The sequence below is a fragment of the Streptomyces sp. NBC_00239 genome (assembly GCF_036194065.1).
In the GTDB taxonomy this organism is placed as follows: Bacteria; Actinomycetota; Actinomycetes; order Streptomycetales; family Streptomycetaceae; genus Streptomyces.
On record NZ_CP108095.1, the window covers coordinates 6,439,225 to 6,460,329 of the forward strand.

The window sequence follows — 21,105 nt, forward strand, 5'->3', positions numbered from 1 at the left end:
CCCAGATGAATGCCCCGTGCCGGCACCGCTTTGCCGTGCACTCGACAGCGACGGAAATCCTGTGATCACCACATCGGGCCTCACGAAGGTCTACCAGTCCCGTGGCCGCGAGGTCACTGCCCTGGACGGCGTCGACCTGCACGTCCGCGAGGGCGAGGTCTACGGAGTCATCGGTCAGAGCGGAGCCGGCAAGTCCTCCCTGATCCGCTGCGTCAACCTGCTCGAACGCCCCACCACCGGCACCGTCACCGTGGACGGCGTCGACCTCACAGCCCTCGCCGGCCGCGGCAACCGGGCCGGCCGGGAACTGCGCCAGGCCCGCAGCCGCATCGGCATGGTCTTCCAGCACTTCAACCTGCTGTCCTCGCGGACCGTGCAGGCCAACATCGAGCTGCCCCTGGAGATCCTCGGCGTCTCCGGCCGCGAGCGCTCCCGCAAGGCCCTCGAACTCCTCGACCTCGTCGGACTCGCCGACAAGGCCAAGGCGTACCCGGGGCAGCTCTCCGGCGGCCAGAAGCAGCGCGTCGGCATCGCCCGCGCCCTGGCCGGCGACCCCAAGGTCCTCCTCTCCGACGAGGCCACCAGCGCCCTGGACCCCGAGACCACCCGGTCGATCCTCCAGCTGCTGCGCGACCTCAACCGCGACCTGGGGCTGACCGTCCTCCTCATCACCCACGAGATGGATGTCGTGAAGAGCGTCTGCGACTCTGCCGCCCTGATGAAGAACGGCCGGATCATCGAGTCCGGCACCGTCTCCGAGCTGCTCGCCACCCCCGGCTCCGAGCTCGCCGCCGAACTCTTCCCGGTCAGCGGCTCCGCCACCGACGAGGACCGCACGGTCGTCGACGTGACCTTCCACGGCGAGGCCGCCACCCAGCCGGTCATCTCCCAACTGGCCCGCACGTACAACATCGACATCTCGATCCTCGGCGCCGCGATGGACACCGTCGGCGGCAAGCAGATCGGCCGGATGCGCATCGAGCTGCCCGGCCGCTACGAGGACAACGTCGTGCCGGTCGGCTTCCTGCGCGAGCAGGGCCTCCAGGTGGACGTCGTCGAGGACGCGTACGAGACGGACGCCGCCGAGGTGGTCGCCGCCGCCGAGCTCATCAAGGATGGTGCCAAGTGACCTGGTCCGAAATGCAGCCGCTGCTCTCCCAGGGCACGTACGACACCCTGTACATGGTCCTGTGGGCCACCGTGGTCACGGTCCTGGGCGGCCTGCCGCTGGGCGTCCTGCTGGTCCTCACGGACAAGGGCGGCCTGCTGCAGAACCGTCCCTTCAACAAGGTCCTCGGCGTCGTGACCAACATCGGCCGCTCCATGCCGTTCATCATCCTGCTGATCTGGCTGATCCCCGTCACCAAGTGGGTGATCGGCGTCTTCACCGGCATCCCCACCTACATCGGGCCCACCGCGATGATCGTGCCCCTGTCCATCGGAGCGATCCCGTTCTTCGCCCGCCTGGTGGAGACGGCGGTCCGCGAAGTGGACCACGGCCTCGTCGAGGCGGCCCAGGCCATGGGCGGCGGTATACCCACCCTCGTGTGGAAGGTGTTGCTCCCGCAGTCGCTGCCCTCACTGGTCTCCGGCCTCACCACCACCGTCATCGCCCTCATCGGCTACTCGGCACTGGCCGGCGCCGTCGGCGGCGACGGCCTCGGCAGCCTGGCCATCACCTACGGCTACCAGCGCTTCGAAGGCGAGTTCATGCTCGTCACGGTCGTCGTGCTGATCCTGATCGTGACCGCCATCCAGCTGATCGGCGACGGCGCGGTGCGCCTGCTCGCACGCCGCGGCCGGACAGCCTGACACAAGACTTCTCCTCCCCTCACAGCCCGCACTTGTCGTGCTCGGGCGTTCACCGCACCACCAAGAAAGAGGCACTCTTCGTGCGCAACAACATCAAGGTCACCGCTGTCGCCGCCGTCTCCGCCGCGCTCGCCCTGGGTCTCACCGCCTGCGGCAGCTCGTCCGACCCGGCCGCCAAGAAGGCCGACGGCACGGCCGACGCCAACGCGGTGCTCACCGTGGCGGCCTCCCCGACCCCGCACGCCGACATCCTGAAGTTCGTCAAGGACAACCTCGCCGCCAAGGCCGGGCTGAAGCTGAACGTCAAGGAGTTCACCGACTACGTCCTGCCGAACACGGCCACCCAGGACGGCCAGGTCGACGCCAACTTCTTCCAGCACAAGCCCTACCTCGACGACTTCAACGCGAAGAACGGCACCACCATCGTGCCGGTCGTCAACGTGCACCTGGAGCCCCTCGGCCTGTACTCCAAGAAGGTCAAGGCCCTCAAGGACATCAAGTCCGGGCAGACCATCGCCGTCCCCAACGACAACACCAACGAAGGCCGCGCCCTCCACCTGCTCGCGGAGAACGGCCTGATCACCCTCAAGTCCGGTGTCGGCACCACGGCGAAGCTCTCCGACATCACCGACGCCAAGGGCCTGAAGTTCAAGGAGCTCGAGGCCGCCACGCTGCCCCGCGCCCTCGGCGAGGTCGACGCCGCCGTCATCAACGGCAACTACGCCCTCGAAGCCGACCTCAAGCCCGCCCAGGACTCCCTGGCCCTGGAGAAGTCCGAGGGCAACCCGTACGCCAACTTCCTCGCCGTGAAGAAGGGCAACGAGAACGACCCGCGGATCCAGAAGCTCGCCACGCTCCTGAACTCGCCCGAGGTCAAGAAGTTCATCGACGACAAGTACGACGGCTCGGTCGTCCCCGCCTTCGGCAAGCCCGCCGCCTGATCCCGGCGACCCGGGCCGCACCGCCCGGACCCGGCCCCGCGTATCCGCCCCGGAACGCGGGGCCTTCGCCTGCCCGGGACCCGTACGCGACCCCGCCGGACCCGTACCGCACCCGTGCACCCGGCCATGCACATCCACGGGCGGATGCTGCATGCTGTCCGTCTATGGGCCTCGGTCGCCCGCTACCGGTCTCAGGCTTGGAGCTGCGCATGACTACCACCTTCCCGGACGTCTCCATCAGCACGGACCGGCTGGTGTTGCGCCCCTTCGAGGAGGCGGACGTCATGGCGCTCACGGAGATGATGAACGACGAACTCATCACCGCCTGGACCTCGGTGCCCCACCCGTACACCGTCCAGGACGGCCGCGACTGGGCGTTGCACCACTCGCACGCCGAACGCACCGAAGGACGCGGCATCGTGCTCGCCGTCACCGAGTTCCTGACCCAGCGTCTGGTCGGCGTCGTCCACCTCCAGAACGTCAACTGGCGGGTGCGCACGGCCGAGATCGGCTACGTCACCGCCCCCTGGGCCCGAGGGGAGGGCTACGCCTGCGAGTCCGTCCTCGCCGTCGCCCAATGGCTGTTCCGCGACCAGAAGTTCGAGCGCCTCGAACTGCGCACCGCCGCCGACAACGCCGCCTCCCAGCAGGTCGCCCAGAAGATCGGCTGCATCAGCGAGGGCGTCCTGCGCAACGCGTGGATAGTGCGCACCCAGACGCCGGACGGCGGCTGGGCGGACACCCGCACCGACCTGATCGTCTGGAGCCTGCTCCCCGAGGACCTCGACGGACTCGACGGCCAGCTCGCCGACGCCGGAGGCTACGCCGGATACACCGACTGGAACTGAGCGCTCCACCGGCCGTCGAGGCCGGGGGAGCGGCGGGCGGGGCCGGCGACGAACTCCGGCCGTCGAGGCCGTGGAAGCGTCGGCCGGGTCCGGCGCCCAAACCGCGGCCCGGGCCGGGGCGGCCACGGCCCACGGGCAGGGCGGCCACAGGTCCGGACCACATTGGCTACCACCAGGTAGTCTCACGGTGTCCGTGCAGTCACGGGCAGCTTCCCCCACTGCCGTCGCCGACCCCCAGGAGACCGAGAATATGGCCGACCGGGTCACGGTGATCGGCTGGGACGGCTCGCCCCTCACCGCGGCCGCGCGGTCCGCGCTCTCCGCCGCCACCCTGGTTGCCGGGGCCGCCCACCACCTGGCACTCCCGGAAATCCCGCCGACCGCCGAACGCGTCCGCCTCGGCAGCCTCGGCCTCGCCGCCGGCCGGATCGCCGGCCACCGCGGCACCGCCGTCGTACTCGCCGACGGCGACCCCGGCTTCTTCGGCGTGGTCCGCGCGCTGCGCGCCCCCGAGCACGGGCTGGAAGTGGAGGTGGTGCCGGCCGTCTCCGCCGTCGCCGCCGCCTTCGCCCGGGCCGGCATGCCCTGGGACGACGCCCGGGTCGTCGTCGCCCACCCGCGCACCCTGCGCCGCGCCGTCAACGTCTGCCGCGCCCACCCCAAGGTGGCCGTCCTCACCTCCCCGGGCGCCGGGCCCGCCGAACTCGCCCTCCTGCTCGACGGCGTCCACCGCACCTTCGTCATCTGCGAGGAGCTCGGCACCGCCAACGAGCAGGTCTCCGTACTCACCTCCGACAAGGCGGCCGACCACGCCTGGCGCGACCCCAACGTCGTCATCGTCATCGGCGGCGGCGGCACCGTCGACAGCGCCGACGGCGGCTGGCTCGCCGGAACCTCCGCCGGCCAGGGCGCGGACCGCGGCTGGGCCCGCCCGCTCGCCGAGGCGTCCGAAGGCGAGGGCGAGCAGCTGCGGGCCCTCCAACTCGCCCGGCTCGGCCCGCGCACCGGCGACCTCGTATGGGACGTCGGCACCGGCAGCGGCGCCTTCGCCGTCGACGCCGCCGCCTTCGGAGCCGCCGTCATCGCCGTCGACGCCGACCCGCACGCCTGCGACCGCGTCACCGCGCTGGCCCGGACCCGGGGCGTCCAGCTCCAGGTGGTGCACGGCCGCGCCCCGCACGTCCTGGAGAGCCTGCCCGAACCGGACGTCGTACGGATCGCCGGCGGCGGCGTACCCGTGGTCGCCGCCTGCGCCGAACGCCGCCCCGAGCGGATCGTCACGCACGCCTCCACCCGCGACGAGGCCGAGGCCGTGGGCCGCGCCCTCACCGAAGGCGGCTACACCGTCGGCTGCGCGCTGCTCCAGTCCGTCGGCCTCGACCCGCACACCTGGGACGAGCGTGAGCGCTCCGTCGTCTTCCTGCTGTCCGCGGAGCGGACGGACCGCGCCCCCCGGGCCTGACGTCCCGCCACGCGGGGTAGGCTGGCCGATCGTTGTACCGCCCTGGACCTTCGGCGTTTCGTTCGTCAATGTCCGAGAAAGGCGCCCTCGCAGGGCGCCTTTTGTGGTACGGCGAGCTCCGGAGGACGCGCGACGTGGCGCAGTCCACAGCGGGCCGTGGCGGTTCTGGCTGTCATGGCGGCGAACGGACGCGACAATGCTTGTTGTCGGCGGGCGTTCGTGCCGCACGGCACACATGCTCGTTCTTGATGAGGGGCGCTGGGTGTGCCGCGAGCGGCCGCCCGGCGAGCTGATCGAAGACGCACAACCGATGGGCGAGGGGTACGCATGACTGACACCGGCCAGGTTCCGGAGGGTCTCCCGGAGAACGCGGGCATGGTGGATCAGCCGGGCATCCCCGCCCCGGGGGCCTATGCCTTCCTCGATCCGGCCGACGCCGCGCACGGCGCGGAACCGGCCGAGGACGAGGAAATGCTGCTGATGCCGAGCGCCCAGGGCTCGTGGAGCGACCCGCAGCTGGTGCCGCCCGCGCCGTTCCCGCAGGAGGCCTACGCGCAGGAATTCTCCCCGGAGTTCCCGTCGGAGCCCGCTCAGGAGTACCCGCAGGAGTACGCGCACGACACCGGCACGCACGAGGCCGGCGCGCACGAGACCGGCGCGCACGAGGCCGGAGGCCGGGATTCCGGCGCCGTGGACCTCAGCGGCGTCCGCCTCCCGCAGCCCGCCGGCCCGGCCGCCGCCCAGCAGCAGCCGGTCCGCCGCCCGCTGCACATGGGCCCGCCGGTGCCCGACGCCACCGGCGGAGTCGTACGTTCCCTCGCCGACCGCGGTCCGGCCGCGCCCGCCGCGCAGGCCGCGGCCGCGGCGCCCGTGGCCCCCGCGGCGATGGCGCAGGCCGCGCAGGGCGGGCCGGTTCCGCTCCGCCAGGCCGGACCGCCCACCACCGGTCCCGAGTACCTCGACATCCCGCGCTCCGAGACCGGAGTGCTGCCCGGACCGCAGCTCGGGGAGATCCCGCCGCAGGCCGGTGCGCCGTGGGGCGAGGAAGCCGCCCAGGCGCCGCAGCAGGTCCCGGTACCGCCGCAGGTGCCGCAGCAGCAGGTGCCGGTGGCGCAGCCGCAAGCGCCGGCGCACCCCGAGGCCGTGGCAGCGCCGGTGCAGCCCGAGGCCGTCCTGCCCGGCGAGCCGGTGGCCCCGGAGCCTGCCGAGGCCCCTGCAGAAACGGTCGTGCCGGAGTCGGTGCCCGTCCTGGAGCAGCCCGCCGCCGAGCAGCCCGTCGCCGTCGCGCCGGTCGCCGAGCAGCAGCCGGACGCCGTCGCCGCCCCGGCGGAGCCGGTCCCGGCCGCCGCCCTGCCGGCCGAGCCGGTGACCGAGGCCGCGGCCGTGGCCGAGGCCGTGGCCGTGGAACCCGTACCCGCGCCGGCCGAAGCGGCGCCGGCCGAAGCAGTGGTGGCGGCCGCCGAGCCGGTCCAGCCCGAGGGCGCGCACCCCGAGCAGGTCCAGGCCGAGGGCACGTCGCCCGACGGCGTGCACCCCGAGCCGGCCCAGCCCGAACAGGTCCAGCCCGAGGCCGTGCCGGCCGACGCCGTGCTGCCGGAGCCGGTTCCTGCTGCGGCCGTGCCTGCCGAGGCCGGGCAGCCGGTTCCCGGCGCGGAGCCCGTGGCGGCGGCGCCGGCCCAGCCCACCGAGTCCGTACCGGCCGTCGAGTCCGTACCGGCCGCCGAGCCGGTGCAGCCGGAGGCCATCCCGGCGGAGCAGTTCCAGCCGGAGCAGGGTCAGCCGCAGCAGCTCCAGCCCGAGGCGGTCCAGCCCGAGCAGCTTCCCGCCGGGGCCGAGCCCGTCGCGCCGGCGGAGCCCGCGGCCGCCGAGGCCGCCGCCCCGCAGCCGGTTGCCGAGGCCGCGCCCGAGCTCGCGGCGGTGCCCGAGCAGACCGTGGCCGCCACCGCCGAGCAGGCCGTCGAGCAGTCGGCCGTCGAACCGCCGCTCGCCGAGCCGGTACCGGCCGCGCAGCCGGTCGCGGTCGCCGAGGCCGCCGCCGAGGCGCAGCCCGAGCCCGTGGTCGTCCTCTCCGTACCGCTGCCCGTCGCGCCCGTCGCCGAAGCCGCCCCCGAGCTGCCCGCCGACGAAGCCGGCGAGGTCGCCGCCCCCGTCGAGAACGCCGAGGGCATCGAGGACGTCCAGCACGCCGAAGCCCTGCCGGCGCAGCCCGCCGAGCCCGTCGCCGCACCCGCGGCGCCCGCCGCCGAGGACCTCACGCAGGACCTCACGGAGGGTCTCGCCGAGGACCTCGCCGAGGAGATCCCGGCGGAGCTCGCCGAGGAGTACGCCGAGGAGCCGGAGGCCGAGTGGCGCCCCGCCGCCCCCGGTTACGCCGACGCCGAACGCGAGGCCGTCCTGCGCGTGATGCGCGAGCGCCGCGACATCCGCAACGGCTTCCGCACCGATCCCATCCCGCACGAGGTGCTGCTGCGCGTGCTCGAAGCGGCGCACACCGCGCCGAGCGTCGGCCACTCCCAGCCCTGGGACTTCGTCGTCATCCGCTCCGCCGAGACCCGGCGGACCATGCACGAGCTTGCCACCCGCCAGCGCGAGGCGTACGCGAAGTCGCTGCCCAAGGGCCGGGCGAAGCAGTTCAAGGAACTGAAGATCGAGGCCATCCTCGACACCCCGGTGAACATCGTCGTCACCGCCGACCCCACCCGCGGCGGCCGCCACACCCTCGGCCGGCACACCCAGCCGCAGATGGCCCCGTACTCCTCCGCGCTCGCCGTCGAGAACCTCTGGCTCGCCGCCCGCGCCGAAGGCCTCGGCGTCGGCTGGGTCAGCTTCTTCGACGAGCGCGAGATGGTCCGCGCCCTCGGCCTGCCCGAGCACCTCGAAGTCGTCGCGTACCTCTGCGTCGGCTACGTCGACGAGTTCCCGGACGAGCCCGAGCTGATGCAGGCAGGCTGGTCCAAGCGCCGCCCGCTGTCCTGGGTGGTCCACGAGGAGACGTACGGCCGCCGCGCCCTGCCCGGCGAAGAGCCGCACGACCTGCTCGCCGAGACCGTCACCGGCATCCGCCCGCTCGACGCCAAGGCGCTCGGCGAGGCCTGGGAACGCCAGAAGCGGATGACCAAGCCGGCCGGCGCGCTCGGCATGCTGGAGATCATCTCCGCGCAGCTCTCCGGGCTGTCCCGGGTCTGCCCGCCGCCGATCCCCGAGCCGGCCGCCGTCGCGATCTTCGCCGGGGACCACGGCGTGCACGCCCAGGGCGTCACCCCGTGGCCGCAGGAGGTGACCTCGCAGATGGTCGCCAACTTCCTCGGCGGCGGCGCGGTCTGCAACGCCTTCGCCAACCAGGTCGGCGCCGAGGTGTGCGTCATCGACGTGGGCGTCGCGGGCGACCTCCCGGCCACACCGGGCCTGCTCCCGCGCAAGGTCCGCGCCGGCACCGCCGACATGACCACCGGCCCGGCCATGAGCCGCGAAGAGGCCGTGGCCGCCATCGAGGTGGGCATCGAGACCGCCCGCGACCTGGTCGCGGCCGGCAACAAGGCGCTGCTCACCGGTGAGATGGGCATCGCGAACACCACCGTGTCCGCCGCCCTGATCTCCGTCTTCACGGACACCGACCCGGCCGAGGTCACCGGTCGCGGCACCGGCATCAACGACGAGACGCACGCCCGCAAGGTCGAGGTCGTCCGCCGCGCCCTGGAACTCCACCAGCCCGACCCGGCCGACCCGATCGGCGTCCTCGCCGCGATCGGCGGGCTGGAGCACGCCGCCATCGTCGGTCTGCTGCTCGGTGGCGCGTCCCTGCGTACGCCGGTCATCCTGGACGGCGTCAGCGCCGGCGCGGCCGCGCTGGTGGCCCGTGCCATCGCCCCCGAGTCGCTGTCGGCGTGCATCGCGGGCCACCGCAGTGCCGAGCCGGGGCACGTGGCCGCGCTCAACAAGCTGGGCCTGCGCCCGCTCGTCGACCTCGACCTGCGCCTCGGCGAGGGCACCGGCGCCCTGCTGGCCCTCCCGCTGGTGCAGAGCGCGGCCCGCGCGATGCACGAGGTAGCCACCTTCGACTCAGCCGGCGTCACCGAGAAGTAACCCCCGCGCGCGCCCGGCCCACCCCACCCGGGCGCGCCCCCGGGGCCCACCGGCCCTCCGGCTCTGCAGCGGACCTGGAGCCCCACCAAGCCTCGGCGGCTGACCGCGGCCACCTTCACCCCCGCCGACGCCCGGGGCGAATCCAGCCCCTCCGGCGCTTGAGGAGCGGCTCCGGGCGGAGCCCGGCACCCCCGCGCACCCTTCAGCCCCTCTGGCGCTTGAGGAGCGGGTCCGGGCAGGGCCCCGCAACCCACGTACCCCCAGCCCTCTGGCGCTTGAGGAGCGGGTCCGGGCAGGGCCCCGCAACCCACGTACCCCCAGCCCCTCCGGCGCTTGAGGAGCAGGTCCGGGCAGGGCCCGGTAACCCCGCGCACCTTTCAGCCCCTCCGGCGTTTGAGGAGCGGGTCCGGGCGGAGCCCGGTGCCCGGCGTCAGCCGGGTTGTCTTGGGGCTCCGCCCCAAACCCCGCGCCTCAAACGCCGGCGAGGCTGAGTTTCCGCGCCCGCAGCACCGGCAAAGCCGGGTGGCGCGCCAGGGCACTGCGAGGCCGGAGGTTAGGCCTCAGGGCACTGCGAGGCCGGAGGTTGTGCCCAGGGCATGGGCGAGGCTGGAGGTGGCGTCTCGGGGGAGCGGCGAGGCCGGGAGCTGCCGGACAGGCCGGAAGCCGAGCGGACCGGTTCCGGGGGCCGGGCCGCCACCGCCCGGCGCCGCACACCGCCCCGCCTGCACCGCAGCACCGAGACCCGGGACCGCACGCCCCAGCCCCGCCCCGTAACGTTGGCCTCGCGATCCGCGCCGGCGCCGCCGCAGACCCGCACCATCCCGCAGCACGCAGCACGCAGCACGCAGCACGCAGCACGCAGCACGCAGCACGCAGCACGCAGCACGCAGCACGCAGCACGCAGCACGCAGCACACCGCTTCCCGCACGAGGAGAGCCGCATGGCCGCCGAACACCCCGCCTACCCCGTTGGCCTCCGCCTCACCGGCCGTCGTGTCGTCGTCATCGGCGGCGGCCAGGTCGCTCAGCGCCGGCTGCCGGCCCTGGTCGCGGCCGGCGCCGACATCGTGCTGATCTCCCCGTCGGCCACCCCCTCGGTGGACGTCATGGCCGAGACCGGCGAGATCCGCTGGGAGCGCCGCCGCTACGAGGACGGCGACCTCGCCGACGCCTGGTACGTCCTGGTCGCCACCCGCGACCGGGAGGCCAACGACCGGGTCTCCGCAGAGGCCGAGCGCCGCCGCGTCTGGTGCGTGCGCGCCGACGACGCCGACGCCGCCACCGCCTGGACCCCGGCCACCGGCCGCAGCGAGGGCGTCACCGTGGCGGTGCTCACCGGCAACGACCCGCGCCGCTCCGCCGCCGTACGCGACGCGATCGTCGAGGGCCTGCGCGACGGCTCGCTCGCCGCCCGCGCGCACCGCGAGCGCCCGCATGCCCCCGGCGTGGCCCTCGTCGGCGGCGGCCCCGGCGACCCGGACCTGATCACCGTGCGCGGCCGCCGCCTGCTGGCCGAGGCTGACGTGGTCATCGCCGACCGCCTCGGCCCCCGCGACCTGCTCGACGAACTGCCGCCGCACGTCGAGGTCATCGACGCGGCGAAGATCCCGTACGGCCGTTTCATGGCGCAGGAGGCCATCAACAACGCGCTGATCGAGCACGCCAAGGCCGGCAAGGCCGTGGTCCGGCTCAAGGGCGGCGACCCGTACGTCTTCGGCCGCGGCATGGAGGAGGCCCAGGCGCTCGCCGAGGCCGGCATCTCCTGCACCGTCGTCCCCGGCATCTCCAGCTCCATCTCGGTCCCCTCCGCGGCCGGCATCCCGGTCACCCACCGCGGCGTGGCCCACGAGTTCACCGTCGTCAGCGGGCACGTCGCCCCCGACGACCCGCGTTCCCTGGTCGACTGGGCCTCCCTGGCCCGGCTGACCGGCACCCTGGTCGTCCTGATGGGCGTGGACAAGATCGGCGCGATCGCCGCCCGCCTGGTGGAGTGCGGGCGCGCGCCCGAGACGCCGGTCGCGGTGGTCCAGGAGGGCACGACGGCCGCGCAGCGCCGGGTCGACGCGACCCTCGCGACGGTGGGCGAGACCGTCCGCGCGCAGGACGTCCGGCCCCCGGCCGTCATCGTGATCGGCGAGGTCGTGAACGTCGGCATCCCGCCGCTCGCCACCTGACCGAGCACGTGGCCGAGGACCTGACCGAGCACCCGGCCGACCATCCGTAACCGCCGGTAACGGATCTCGTTCCCGGCGTTGGCACCACACCCAGGACAAGGCAGTATCACCCTGTGGCTGATCTCATCACCGTCGAAGACCCCGACGACCCGCGCCTGCGCGACTACACGGGCCTGACCGACGTCGAACTCCGGCGCCGGCGCGAGCCCGCGGAAGGCCTGTTCATCGCCGAAGGCGAGAAGGTCATCAGACGGGCCAAGAGCGCCGGCTACGAGATGCGGTCCATGCTGCTGTCCGCGAAGTGGGTCGACGTCATGAAGGACGTCATCGACGAGCTGCCCGCCCCGGTGTACGCCGTCAGCCCGGAGATCGCCGAGCGCGTCACCGGCTACCACGTGCACCGCGGCGCGCTGGCGTCCATGCAGCGCAAGCCGCTGCCGACCGCCGACGAGCTGCTCGCGAACGCCCGCCGCGTCGTGATCATGGAGTCGGTCAACGACCACACCAACATCGGCGCGATCTTCCGCAGCGCCGCCGCGCTCGGCATGGACGCGGTCCTGCTCTCGCCGGACTGCGCCGACCCGCTCTACCGGCGCTCCGTCAAGGTGTCGATGGGCGCGGTCTTCTCCGTCCCGTACGCGCGCCTGGACGCCTGGCCGAAGGGTCTGGAGGCGGTCCGCGAGGCCGGGTTCAAGCTGCTCGCCCTGACCCCGCACGAGAAGGCCTCCGCCATCGACGAAGCCGCTCCGCACACGCTGGAACGGGTGGCGCTGATGCTCGGCGCCGAGGGTGACGGCCTGTCCACGCAGGCGCTGCGCGCCGCCGACGAATGGGTACGCATCCCCATGGCGCACGGCGTCGACTCGCTCAACGTGGGCGCGGCCGCGGCCGTAGCCTTCTACGCCGTCGCGACGGGCCGCCCCACCACCTGACCCGCCCGGCTCCGGGGCAACCCCCCGCACCCTTCAGCCCCTCCGGCGCTTGAGGAGCGGGTCCGGGCGGAGCCCGGCAACCCCGCGCACCTTCCAGCCCCTCCGGCGCTTGAGGAGCGGGTCCGGGCAGGGCCCGGTGCCCGGCGTCAGCCGGGTTGCAGCCTTGGGGCTCCGCCCCAAACCCCGCGCCTCAAACGCCGGCGAGGCTGGGAATTGCACCCCAAGGCGTCGGCGAGGCTGGGAATTGCACCCCAAGGCATCGGCGAGGCTGAAGGTGGCCGGGGGTTGGCCTCAAACGCCGGCGAGGCCGAAGATGGCTGAGGTCCGCCTCAAACGCCGCCGAGGCCGAAGGGTGGCCCGCTCAGCCTGGAGCGTGCCGTACCGCCGGCGGCACCCCGCTAGAGCTTCTGCGCCGCCGCAATGCCCAGCGCCACGATCAGCGTGACCACCACGAACACGATCAGCCGCTGCCGCAGCAGCCGCCGGTCGGGACCCACCGGCCGCCGTCCGGCCCCGGTGGTGCGGGGAGCACCGGGACGCCCGCCCATACGGGATCCCGTACGGGCGCCGGCCCCGCGCGACGCGGACGGCCGGGAGGCGGGACCCCGCGGCGCCGGCGCCGCACCCGTCCCCGCCCCAGACGCCTGGGCCGGCCGCGACTGAGAGGGCCGCGGCACGGGCGTCCCCGCGGTACGCCGCTCGGTGCGCTGCTGCGCGTACTGCTCGGCCAGCCGCCCGCTGGGCCGCTCCGGCTCGCCCCGCTGGGCCGGCGGCCGCACGTCGGACAGCCCCTGGGCCTCGCGGGCCGCGATCTCCTTGAGCCGCATCGACAGCTGGAGCGTGGTCGGCCGGTCCTCCGGATCCTTGGCCAGGCAGGCCTGCAGCAGCGGCGCGAGCGCGTCGGGGACCCCGTAAAGCTGCGGCTCCTCGTGCACCACCCGGTACAGCATGACCTCGGAACTGCCGTGCCCGAAGGGCGAGTCGGCGGTGGCCGCGTACGCGAGGGTGGCGCCGAGCGCGAAGACGTCGGTCGCCGGGGTGACGGCCGCGCCGCGCACCTGCTCGGGGGCGAGGAAGCCGGGGGAGCCGACCGCCGTGCCGACGTGCGTGAGGGTGCTCGCACCGGTGGCCCACGCGATGCCGAAGTCGATGATCCGGGGTCCCTTGGGGGACAGCAGGATGTTGGAGGGCTTCAGGTCCCGGTGGACCACTCCGGCCTCGTGCACGGCGACCAGGCCCTCGGAGAGCGCGGCCCCGACCGCGGCGATCTGCGCCGCCGACAGCGGGCCGTCCTCGGCCACCTTGTCGTGCAGCGAGGGGCCCGGCACGTACTGGGTGGCGAACCAGGGGCGCTCGGCGTCCAGGTCGGCCGCCACCAGGCGCGCCGTGCAGCCGCCCCGGATCCGGCGGGCGGCCGAGACCTCGCGGGCGAAGCGGGAGCGGAACTCCTGGTCCTCGGCCAGATCCGGCCGGATCACCTTCAGGGCGACGCGCTGGCCCCGGCGGTCCGAGCCGAGGTACACCACGCCCATGCCGCCGGCACCGAGCCGCCGGTGCAGCCTGAACGAGCCGACGACACGCGGGTCCTCGCGCCGGAGCCGCATCATCGCCATGTCCACCCCGTGTGCCCGGTCGTCCTGTTGACGTGCCACAGCTTACGGACCATCCGCCATGTGCGCTCAGAGGCCGCGCCCTCCGCGGGAGATTCGATTGTCAGTGCGGAGCGCGACACTTGAGGGTTGATCAGAAGCCGCGGTCGGCGCGCCTCCGGGCGCCCGCCGGCGGCCAAAGATCTTCGAGAACAAGGGTGTTGGGGGCGCGTGGCGCCCGGCGGGGGGCGCGCGCGGCGCCGAGCGCATGGGACGGGCGTACGAAGACCGCACGGCCGGACCCCGTCCCGGGGCGCGGACGGAGGGTGAGCGGGGCAGCGCCGGAAGTGAGCGAAGTCACCCCGGGTGGCCGACCCTTCCGGGAAGACCCCGAGGTCGGGGGCGCCGTCTCCACCCAGGGGAGTACTCCGGGGGCAGGACCCTCATCCTCCCGGAGGCCCGGTAATGGGTACGAGGGCATGAGGACCCGGCGTGATCGCGCGCCTAGTGTTGAAGACAAGCGGCGGGTGACGTACTCGTCCCCCGAGGTCAGACACTCGCCGCTGCAAACCGAACAGAGAACGAGAGGGAGAGGGACATGGCCTACACGGCAGGCCGGACACTGGTCCGCACCCGGGGCACCAAGGCGGCCACGCGCCACCCGCTGGTGGCCGCGGCCATGGCCCTGCCCCTCGCCACCCTGCTGGTCGTCGTCTTCGGCGGCTGGGAAGCGGTGGTCACACAGGCGTCGTCCGTGGGCGTGATGCTGGGGCGCTGAGCGGCGCCCCGGGTCCGGGAGAGCGGCCCGGGCCGGGACATCGGCCATCAGCCCCGTGGGGACGGGGGTGCGGCGGACGACAGGGAAGGGTGCTGCTCGTACGGCTGGGGAGTCGTACGAGCAGCACCCTTTCGCATGCCCGCCCCGTGCAGCACTCCCCGCCCCCGGGCGCGGACTCCCCACCCCATGCCTGCCCCCCCGGGCAGCAGACTCCCACCCCGTGCCCCCCGGCAGCGGACTCCCCACCCCGAGCCCCCCGGCCGCGGACTCCCCACCCCGAGCCCGCCCCCCGGCAGCAGACTCCCACCCCGAGCCCGCCCCCCGGCAGCGGGCTCCCCACCCCGAGCCCGTCCCCCGGCCACGGACCCCCCGCCCCCGGCCGGCCAAGCGAGGACCTCGCCCCGGCGGCAGCCCCACCCCGCCCCCGGCGGCAGCCCCGCCGCCCTTGCCCCACCCGCCCCGGACGGGCGCCACGGCACCCTTTCGCGCAGCCGTCTGCCCGGCCCCGACCGGCGCCGCATCGGCGACCGGCCCAGCCCCGCGCGCCCACGCCGAGCACTCCGCGAGGGCCTCCGCGTACGATCCCAGCAGGCCCGACGACCTGGGGGAACACATGAACCGCTTCGCCGCGGAGCTGGCCGCCCTCGCAGCCCGGGGCGCCGCGGGGAGCACCCGTGAACGCCCCGGCGTCCCCCGGCAGCACATCCTGCTCGCCGACCGCCCCGACGGCACCGTCGTGCGCAACGGCGGGGTCGTGGTCAAGGCGCACGCGCCCGACAGCGACCACGCCGCCCTCGCCGTCCGCATCGGGATCGCCGCGGCCCCGCCGCTCGGCGGCATCCTGCTCGCCCCGCTGGCCGTCACCGCCCCCGAAGGGGACACGGCCCTGACCACCCTGCTCCGCGGCCGTCCCGTGTCGGCCTGGCCGCACGGCCAGCCCGTGGACCCCGACCGGCCCGACGCCGCGCCCTGGGAGGATGCCGCCCGGCTGCTGGCCCGCCTGCACCGGGTGCCCGCGGCCGCGCTGCCCGGCCCGGTGCCGCCGATGCGCGGGCCCGCCAAGGTGGCCAGGGCGCTGGCCCGGATGGCGGCCGCGGGGGAGCACCCGCAGGCCCCGGTGGTGCTGGCGGCCGCCGCCCGGCTGCCGGCCTGGGCGCGCGGCGAGGCACCCGCGCCGCCGTCGTCCGTGCTGTGCCACGGCGACCTGCACCTGGGGCAGTTGGTGCGGCACCCGGCACCGGACGGCCCGTGGCTGCTGATCGACGTGGACGACCTCGGTCTCGGCGACCCGGCCTGGGACCTGGCCCGCCCGGCCGCCTGGTACGCCGCCGGCCTGTTGGGCGTGGTGGTGTGGGAGCGGTTCCTGGACTCCTACCGGGCGGCCGGGGGCATCGCCGCGGGCCCCGCCGGCTCCGATCCGTGGCCCGAACTCGACGTCGCCGCCCGCGCGCTGACCGTGCAGACCACCGCTCTGGCCCTGGCGAAGTCCCGGGCGGAGGGCCGCGGACTGGACGACGTGGAGCAGCTGATGGTGCAAAGCTGTGCCCGAATCGGCACACTCCCGCCCGACTTGGAGCAACGTCGTCCGTCGTAGGGTGAGCTCCACGCCACCGGGCATGCATTCCGGTGACGACGTCCGACGGCGAGGAGTTGAGCCGATCATGCAGTGTCCGAAGTGCCACGCCATCATGCACACGTACAACCGCAACGGTGTTCAGATCGAACAGTGCAGCGGCTGCCGCGGCATATTCCTGGACTACGGCGAGCTGGAGGCCCTGACCCGCCTGGAGTCGCAGTACGGGCAGGTCCCGCCGCCGCCGGCGCCGCCCGCCTACCCGGCGGCACCGGCCCCCGCCTGGGGCGCCCCGCAGCACCACGGCCACGGACACGGCCACCACCAGCGTCACGGCGGCTTCGGCCGGATGCTCTTCTCCTCCTGACGGCGGTCCGAGCACGCGGGACGGCGCCTTCCGGGGCGCCGTCGCCCGCTCCCGGTCACGACGTACAGCGCACATACGCGCGCCCGAGCACTTCTGGGCATACGCGAAAGCCCCGGCCGTCGAGACGGCCGGGGCTTCCGGGCGGTGCGCGATACTGGGATTGAACCAGTGACCTCTTCCGTGTCAGGGAAGCGCTCTCCCGCTGAGCTAATCGCGCGGGAACCACAGTTCGAAAACCGCAGGTCGGGTTGGTGCGTGCGCGATACTGGGATTGAACCAGTGACCTCTTCCGTGTCAGGGAAGCGCTCTCCCGCTGAGCTAATCGCGCGGGGGATCCGAAGATCCGGGATCCGGAGATCCAGTGGACGATACTGGGATTGAACCAGTGACCTCTTCCGTGTCAGGGAAGCGCTCTCCCGCTGAGCTAATCGTCCTTGGAGGTGGAGACGGGATTTGAACCCGTGTAGACGGCTTTGCAGGCCGTTGCCTCGCCTCTCGGCCACTCCACCATGGAGCTGTAGGGGTTCGGGAAGATCCCCCACTTCGAGCGGACGACGAGATTCGAACTCGCGACCCTCACCTTGGCAAGGTGATGCTCTACCAACTGAGCCACGTCCGCATGTCGCCGTGTTGCTTGGGGTTTTTCCTGCGCTCCCCGGCGACGTGTTGAACTCTAGCGGATTCCTGGGCCAGCTCAAAAACGCGTTTCCGCAGCTTGCCGCCGTTGGTTCACCGCGGGACACCTCACCCGCACCCCACCTGCACCTCAGCCGTGTCCGCACCGCGCCCGGGTCGTACGCGCGCCGCGCCCCCGGCCCGTGCCGCGGCCGTACCCGGTCGGTCCGCACCGGCGCCGCAGCGCCGGCCGCCATAGACTCGCAGCCGTGCACGACCTGCCACCCATCGCCCGCTTCGGCGGCCGCCTCGCGACCGACCTGCGTGACGTGACCAGCGACCCGAGCGCCCTGGAGTCCACCGGCTTCTGGGCGGTTTCGGCCGACTTCGAGGGGCGCCTGACCTGCGCCCGCTTCGGCGACGTACGCCCCGATCCGGTGCCCCTTCCCGTGCCCGGCGCCTGGAGCGGACCGGACGCCGGACAGTGGCGCTCCTCCCTGGACCGCGCCGCGTACGTGAGCGGGGTGCGGAAGATCCGCGAGTACATCGCGGCCGGCGAGGTCTACCAGGCGAACCTGTGCCGGGTGCTGTCCGCGCCGCTGCCCGATCCGGGCCGCGCGGACGTGGACGCGCTCACCGCCCTGCTGGCCCGCGGGAATCCCGCCCCCTATGCAGGAACGATTCGGCTGCCGGCGCACGGCGTCGAGATCGCCACCGCGTCCCCCGAGCTCTTCCTCCGCCGCACCGGCCGCACCGTGGAGTCCGGCCCCATCAAGGGCACCGGCCGCACCGCGGGCGACCTGCTCCCCAAGGACCACGCCGAGAACGTCATGATCGTCGACCTGGTCCGCAACGACCTCGGTCGCGTCTGCGCCACCGGCTCCGTCACCGTTCCCGAACTGTGCGCCGTGGAGGAGCACCCCGGGCTGGTGCACCTGGTCTCGACCGTCCGCGGCGAGCTCGCCGACGGCGCCGGCTGGCCGCAGCTGCTCACGGCCGCCTTCCCGCCAGGCTCCGTCACCGGCGCCCCCAAGTCCTCCGCGCTGCGGATCATCGAGGAACTGGAGACCGCGCCGCGCGGGCCCTACTGCGGCGGCATCGGCTGGGTCGACGCCGACCGCGGTACCGCGGAGCTGGCCGTCGGCATCCGCACCTTCTGGATCGACCGCGAGGCCCCGGGCGGCCCCCGGCTGCTCTTCGGCACCGGCGCCGGCATCACCTGGGGCTCCGACCCCGACCGCGAATGGGCCGAGACCGAGCTGAAGGCGTCCCGGCTGCTCGCGGTAGCGTCGGGCACGTACCAGGCGAGTGGAGGGACCGTACGGTGACAATCTGGCTCGACGGAGAGCTGCGGGACGCGGACAGCGCGAAGGTGTCCGTGTTCGACCACGGGCTGACCGTGGGCGACGGCGTTTTCGAGACACTCAAGGCGGTGGACGGGCAGGTCTTCGCGCTCACCCGCCACCTCGACCGGCTGACCCGCTCGGCGCGCGGCCTCGGCCTGCCCGACCCCGACCTGGACGAGGTCCGGCGCGCCTGCCGGGCCGTGCTCCAGGCGAGCCCCGTGCCGCTGGGCCGGCTCCGCATCACCTACACCGGCGGACTCTCGCCGCTCGGCTCCGACCGCGGCGAGGCCGGCCCCACGCTGGTCGTCGCGCTCGGCGAGACCGTGCGCCGCCCCGACTCCACGGCCGTGATCACCGTGCCCTGGGTGCGCAACGAGCGCAGCGCCGTCGCCGGCCTGAAGACGACCTCGTACGCCGAGAACGTCGTCGCGCTCGCCCGCGCGAACCGGGCCGGGGCTTCCGAGGCCCTCTTCGCGAACACGGTCGGGCAGCTCTGCGAGGGCACCGGGTCCAACGTGTTCGTGGTCCTCGACGGCGAGATCCACACTCCGCCCGTCGCCTCCGGCTGCCTCGCGGGCATCACCCGCGCCCTGGCCGTCGAATGGACCGGGGCGAAGGAGACCGACCTGCCGTTCGACGTACTGGAGGGCGCCGAGGAGGTCTTCTTGACGTCCACCCTGCGCGACGTGCAGGCCGTCCACCGGGTCGACGGGCGTGAGCTGGGAACGGGCATCGGACCGGTCACCGCCAAGGCCATGCGGATCTTCGACGAACGGGCCGGCGCGGACCTCGATCCGTGAGCCTCCGCAAGCCGTCCGCGGGCGGGTCCGCGCGCCGGTCCGTCGTCCCGATCCGCGCACGGCGGCGGCCCGGCCGGTAATTTCCGGTGACGGAAGGCCGCGGGGCAGGTAGAACTCGAATGATGACCACCACCCTGCGGCCGACCGGGCCGATCCAGCAGAGCAGCGGCGGGGCGCGGGTACGCGCCTACGCGGTCTGCGTCAACAGCCGCGTCGTCGGAGGCCTCGAACTCGGCACGGACACGCCGTTCGGGCCCGTCGTCGGCGAGATCCGCGGGCTGCGGATCGACGAACCCGACCGCGGCCGGGGCCGTGGGGCCGTCGCCGCGCTCGCCGCCGAGGAAGTGCTCCGCTCCTGGAACTGCAGCCGAGTGCGCACCTCCGTGCCCGCCGACTCGGCCGCCGGCAACCGCCTCGCCGCCGCGCTCGGCTACCGCGAACTCGGCCGCAACATGGCCAAGGAACTCGGCGAGGAGGCCCGCCCGCTGCCGGCCGGGGTGGTGGGCCGCCCGATGACGGCCGAGGAGTTCGGGCCCTGGCGCGAACGCGCCGTCGACGAGTACGCCCAGGACTGGGCGGACCGCGGGCTGCCCGTCGAGGCCGCCCGTACCAAGTCCCGCAACGACCACGACGCGCTGCTCCCGCAGGGCCTGGAGACGCCCGGGCTCTGGCTGTCGGTGCTGGCGGAGCGGGACGGCGGCGCCGCGCTCGGCCACGTGTGGGTCGCCGAGAACGAGGTGCTCCCCGGGCGGCGCGGCACGTACGTCTTCAACGTCGAGGTGGCCGAGCGCCACCGGGGGCGCGGCCACGGCCGCTCCCTGATGCTGCTGGCCGAGCAGGTCTCCGTGGCGGCCGGGTCGCGGCTGCTGGGACTGCACGTCTTCAGCGGCAACACCCCGGCGCTGCGGCTCTACGAGTCGCTGGGCTACCGGCCCACCTCGTACAACTACGCCAAGGACCTCGTCTGACCCGCAGGAGGCCGCCGGCCGCCGTCCGTCCCGGCCGGGGCCCGGGGCCGCCGGCCGGGGACGCGTACAAGGGGTGCGTACGGGACGCGTACGGGACGCGGTGCGGGGCGCGTACGGGGGCTCAGGCGCCGGCGGTCAGCAGCCGGTCGGCGATCTCCGTGATGCGCTCGCGCAGGCCCTCCTGGCTCTTGCCGCCGTCGAGGCGCTCGCCGCCGATGACGTAGGTCGGCGTGCCGGTCACGCCGATCGCCTTGCCCTCCGCCTGGTCCGCGTCCACGATCAGGATGTGCCGGCCGTCGATCAGGGCGGTGTCGAACTCCTCGGCGTCCAGGCCCAGTTCGCGGGCGACGTCGAGCAATACGGCCTCGCCGCGGTCGCCCAGCTCCTCGGTCCGCGCGAGCAGCGCCTCCGCATAAGGCCAGCCCTGCCCCTGCTCGGCGGCCTCCTCGGCGGCCTGCGCGGCGGCGAAGGCGTGCTTGTGCTTCTCCAGCGGGAAGTGGCGCAGCCGGATGTCCATCCGGTCGCCGTAGTGGGCCCGCAGCGCGCGCAGGTCCTCCAGGGCGCTTCGGCAGTCGGGGCACTGGAGTTCGCACCAGACGTCCAGGACGACGGGGCTCGCGGGGGAAACGGGCTGGGAATCACTCATGTCCCCAGTCTCCCAGCCGCCCCGCCGCCACCCCAACCGGACCCTGGGGGACCGGGCCGGTGCCCCGGGCGGGGACCGTGAGGGACCGGGCCCGCGCACCCGGGCCGGACCCTCAGGGTTCCGGCCGTCTGCCCGGCCGGGGAATCGTCCGCGGACCGGCACCTGCGGAGGA

The 21,105-nt window shown here is 74.1% G+C and carries 16 protein-coding genes and 5 tRNA genes; 14 read left to right on the forward strand and 7 right to left on the reverse strand.

Translation table 11 applies throughout. The annotated features are described in order from the left end of the window. Nucleotides 1-61 precede the first annotated feature (61 nt). The 8 genes from OG764_RS28310 (at nucleotide 62) to OG764_RS28345 (ending at nucleotide 12,251) form a co-directional block, all read left to right on the forward strand. Nucleotides 62-1,129 (forward strand): methionine ABC transporter ATP-binding protein, encoded by a 1,068-nt coding sequence (locus OG764_RS28310; RefSeq protein WP_328971251.1) that lies wholly within the window; start codon nucleotides 62-64, stop codon nucleotides 1,127-1,129. Beyond that, on the forward strand, nucleotides 1,126-1,812 hold the full coding sequence (locus tag OG764_RS28315) for a methionine ABC transporter permease (protein ID WP_328971252.1): 687 nt from the start codon (nucleotides 1,126-1,128) through the stop codon (nucleotides 1,810-1,812). The genes OG764_RS28310 and OG764_RS28315 overlap by 4 nt, the downstream gene beginning before the upstream one ends. A gap of 80 nt (nucleotides 1,813-1,892) precedes the next feature. Next, on the forward strand, nucleotides 1,893-2,753 hold the full coding sequence (locus OG764_RS28320; RefSeq protein ID WP_328971253.1) for a MetQ/NlpA family ABC transporter substrate-binding protein: 861 nt from the start codon (nucleotides 1,893-1,895) through the stop codon (nucleotides 2,751-2,753). A gap of 209 nt (nucleotides 2,754-2,962) precedes the next feature. Next, on the forward strand, nucleotides 2,963-3,601 hold the full coding sequence (locus OG764_RS28325; RefSeq protein ID WP_328971254.1) for a GNAT family N-acetyltransferase: 639 nt from the start codon (nucleotides 2,963-2,965) through the stop codon (nucleotides 3,599-3,601). Nucleotides 3,602-3,851: 250 nt separating this feature from the next. After that, on the forward strand, nucleotides 3,852-5,063 hold the full coding sequence (cbiE, locus tag OG764_RS28330; protein WP_328971255.1) for a precorrin-6y C5,15-methyltransferase (decarboxylating) subunit CbiE: 1,212 nt from the start codon (nucleotides 3,852-3,854) through the stop codon (nucleotides 5,061-5,063). A gap of 327 nt (nucleotides 5,064-5,390) precedes the next feature. Then, the gene (gene cobT, locus OG764_RS28335; protein ID WP_328971256.1) at nucleotides 5,391-9,146 is read left to right on the forward strand and encodes a nicotinate-nucleotide--dimethylbenzimidazole phosphoribosyltransferase; all 3,756 of its coding nucleotides are present in this window, start codon (nucleotides 5,391-5,393) and stop codon (nucleotides 9,144-9,146) included. A gap of 940 nt (nucleotides 9,147-10,086) precedes the next feature. After that, entirely contained in the window at nucleotides 10,087-11,319 is a 1,233-nt protein-coding gene (gene cobA, locus OG764_RS28340; protein ID WP_328971257.1) for a uroporphyrinogen-III C-methyltransferase, read from the forward strand. A gap of 113 nt (nucleotides 11,320-11,432) precedes the next feature. Further along, nucleotides 11,433-12,251 (forward strand): TrmH family RNA methyltransferase, encoded by an 819-nt coding sequence (locus OG764_RS28345; RefSeq protein ID WP_328971258.1) that lies wholly within the window; start codon nucleotides 11,433-11,435, stop codon nucleotides 12,249-12,251. A 398-nt stretch (nucleotides 12,252-12,649) separates the two neighbouring features. On the opposite strand, the gene OG764_RS28350 is transcribed toward OG764_RS28345, so the two are convergent. Next, nucleotides 12,650-13,870, reverse strand: coding sequence for a serine/threonine-protein kinase (locus tag OG764_RS28350; RefSeq protein WP_328973212.1), 1,221 nt, complete (start codon nucleotides 13,868-13,870; stop codon nucleotides 12,650-12,652). A gap of 568 nt (nucleotides 13,871-14,438) precedes the next feature. Here OG764_RS28350 and OG764_RS28355 point away from each other — a divergent pair. The 3 genes from OG764_RS28355 to OG764_RS28365 all read left to right on the forward strand — a co-directional run bounded on the left by OG764_RS28355 (nucleotide 14,439) and on the right by OG764_RS28365 (nucleotide 16,558). Then, nucleotides 14,439-14,618, forward strand: coding sequence for a hypothetical protein (locus OG764_RS28355; RefSeq protein WP_328971259.1), 180 nt, complete (start codon nucleotides 14,439-14,441; stop codon nucleotides 14,616-14,618). A gap of 613 nt (nucleotides 14,619-15,231) precedes the next feature. Next, entirely contained in the window at nucleotides 15,232-16,212 is a 981-nt protein-coding gene (locus tag OG764_RS28360) for a phosphotransferase family protein (RefSeq protein ID WP_328971260.1), read from the forward strand. 67 nt (nucleotides 16,213-16,279) lie between these two features. Beyond that, complete coding sequence (locus OG764_RS28365; RefSeq protein ID WP_328971261.1) at nucleotides 16,280-16,558, forward strand: TFIIB-type zinc ribbon-containing protein; 279 nt, start codon at nucleotides 16,280-16,282, stop codon at nucleotides 16,556-16,558. 145 nt (nucleotides 16,559-16,703) lie between these two features. Here OG764_RS28365 and OG764_RS28370 read toward each other — a convergent pair. From OG764_RS28370 to OG764_RS28390, 5 genes are all read right to left on the reverse strand, one after another. Further along, nucleotides 16,704-16,775: transfer RNA gene (locus OG764_RS28370), tRNA-Val, on the reverse strand. Between the two features lie 39 nt (nucleotides 16,776-16,814). Continuing rightward, nucleotides 16,815-16,886, reverse strand: a tRNA-Val gene (locus OG764_RS28375). A gap of 34 nt (nucleotides 16,887-16,920) precedes the next feature. Then, a tRNA-Val gene (locus OG764_RS28380) sits at nucleotides 16,921-16,992 on the reverse strand. A 1-nt stretch (nucleotide 16,993) separates the two neighbouring features. After that, nucleotides 16,994-17,067: transfer RNA gene (locus OG764_RS28385), tRNA-Cys, on the reverse strand. Between the two features lie 37 nt (nucleotides 17,068-17,104). Then, nucleotides 17,105-17,177, reverse strand: a tRNA-Gly gene (locus OG764_RS28390). A gap of 265 nt (nucleotides 17,178-17,442) precedes the next feature. On the opposite strand from OG764_RS28390, the gene OG764_RS28395 reads away from it, so the two are divergent. The 3 genes from OG764_RS28395 (at nucleotide 17,443) to OG764_RS28405 (ending at nucleotide 20,287) form a co-directional block, all read left to right on the forward strand. Next, a complete protein-coding gene (locus OG764_RS28395) occupies nucleotides 17,443-18,501 on the forward strand; it encodes a chorismate-binding protein (protein WP_328971262.1) in 1,059 nt (352 codons plus the stop codon). Further along, a complete protein-coding gene (locus OG764_RS28400; protein ID WP_328971263.1) occupies nucleotides 18,498-19,319 on the forward strand; it encodes an aminotransferase class IV in 822 nt (273 codons plus the stop codon). The genes OG764_RS28395 and OG764_RS28400 overlap by 4 nt, the downstream gene beginning before the upstream one ends. Before the next feature lie 122 nt (nucleotides 19,320-19,441). Next, nucleotides 19,442-20,287: a GNAT family N-acetyltransferase gene (locus OG764_RS28405; RefSeq protein WP_328971264.1), complete on the forward strand. Its 846-nt coding sequence runs from the start codon at nucleotides 19,442-19,444 to the stop codon at nucleotides 20,285-20,287. A 121-nt stretch (nucleotides 20,288-20,408) separates the two neighbouring features. On the opposite strand, the gene OG764_RS28410 is transcribed toward OG764_RS28405, so the two are convergent. Next, complete coding sequence (locus OG764_RS28410) at nucleotides 20,409-20,933, reverse strand: DsbA family protein (RefSeq protein ID WP_328971265.1); 525 nt, start codon at nucleotides 20,931-20,933, stop codon at nucleotides 20,409-20,411. Nucleotides 20,934-21,105: the final 172 nt, after the last annotated feature.

Excerpts from the sequence above, each read along its gene's own strand:
- OG764_RS28325 (WP_328971254.1), top strand. The coding sequence starts at position 2,963 with ATGACTACCACCTTCCCGGACGTCTCCATCAGCACGGACCGGCTGGTG.
- OG764_RS28410 (WP_328971265.1), bottom strand. The coding sequence starts at position 20,933 with ATGAGTGATTCCCAGCCCGTTTCCCCCGCGAGCCCCGTCGTCCTGGAC.
- OG764_RS28365 (WP_328971261.1), top strand. The coding sequence starts at position 16,280 with ATGCAGTGTCCGAAGTGCCACGCCATCATGCACACGTACAACCGCAAC.
- OG764_RS28355 (WP_328971259.1), top strand. The coding sequence starts at position 14,439 with ATGGCCTACACGGCAGGCCGGACACTGGTCCGCACCCGGGGCACCAAG.
- cobA (WP_328971257.1), top strand. The coding sequence starts at position 10,087 with ATGGCCGCCGAACACCCCGCCTACCCCGTTGGCCTCCGCCTCACCGGC.
- OG764_RS28360 (WP_328971260.1), top strand. The coding sequence starts at position 15,232 with ATGAACCGCTTCGCCGCGGAGCTGGCCGCCCTCGCAGCCCGGGGCGCC.
- OG764_RS28405 (WP_328971264.1), top strand. The coding sequence starts at position 19,442 with ATGACCACCACCCTGCGGCCGACCGGGCCGATCCAGCAGAGCAGCGGC.
- cobT (WP_328971256.1), top strand. The coding sequence starts at position 5,391 with ATGACTGACACCGGCCAGGTTCCGGAGGGTCTCCCGGAGAACGCGGGC.
- cbiE (WP_328971255.1), top strand. The coding sequence starts at position 3,852 with ATGGCCGACCGGGTCACGGTGATCGGCTGGGACGGCTCGCCCCTCACC.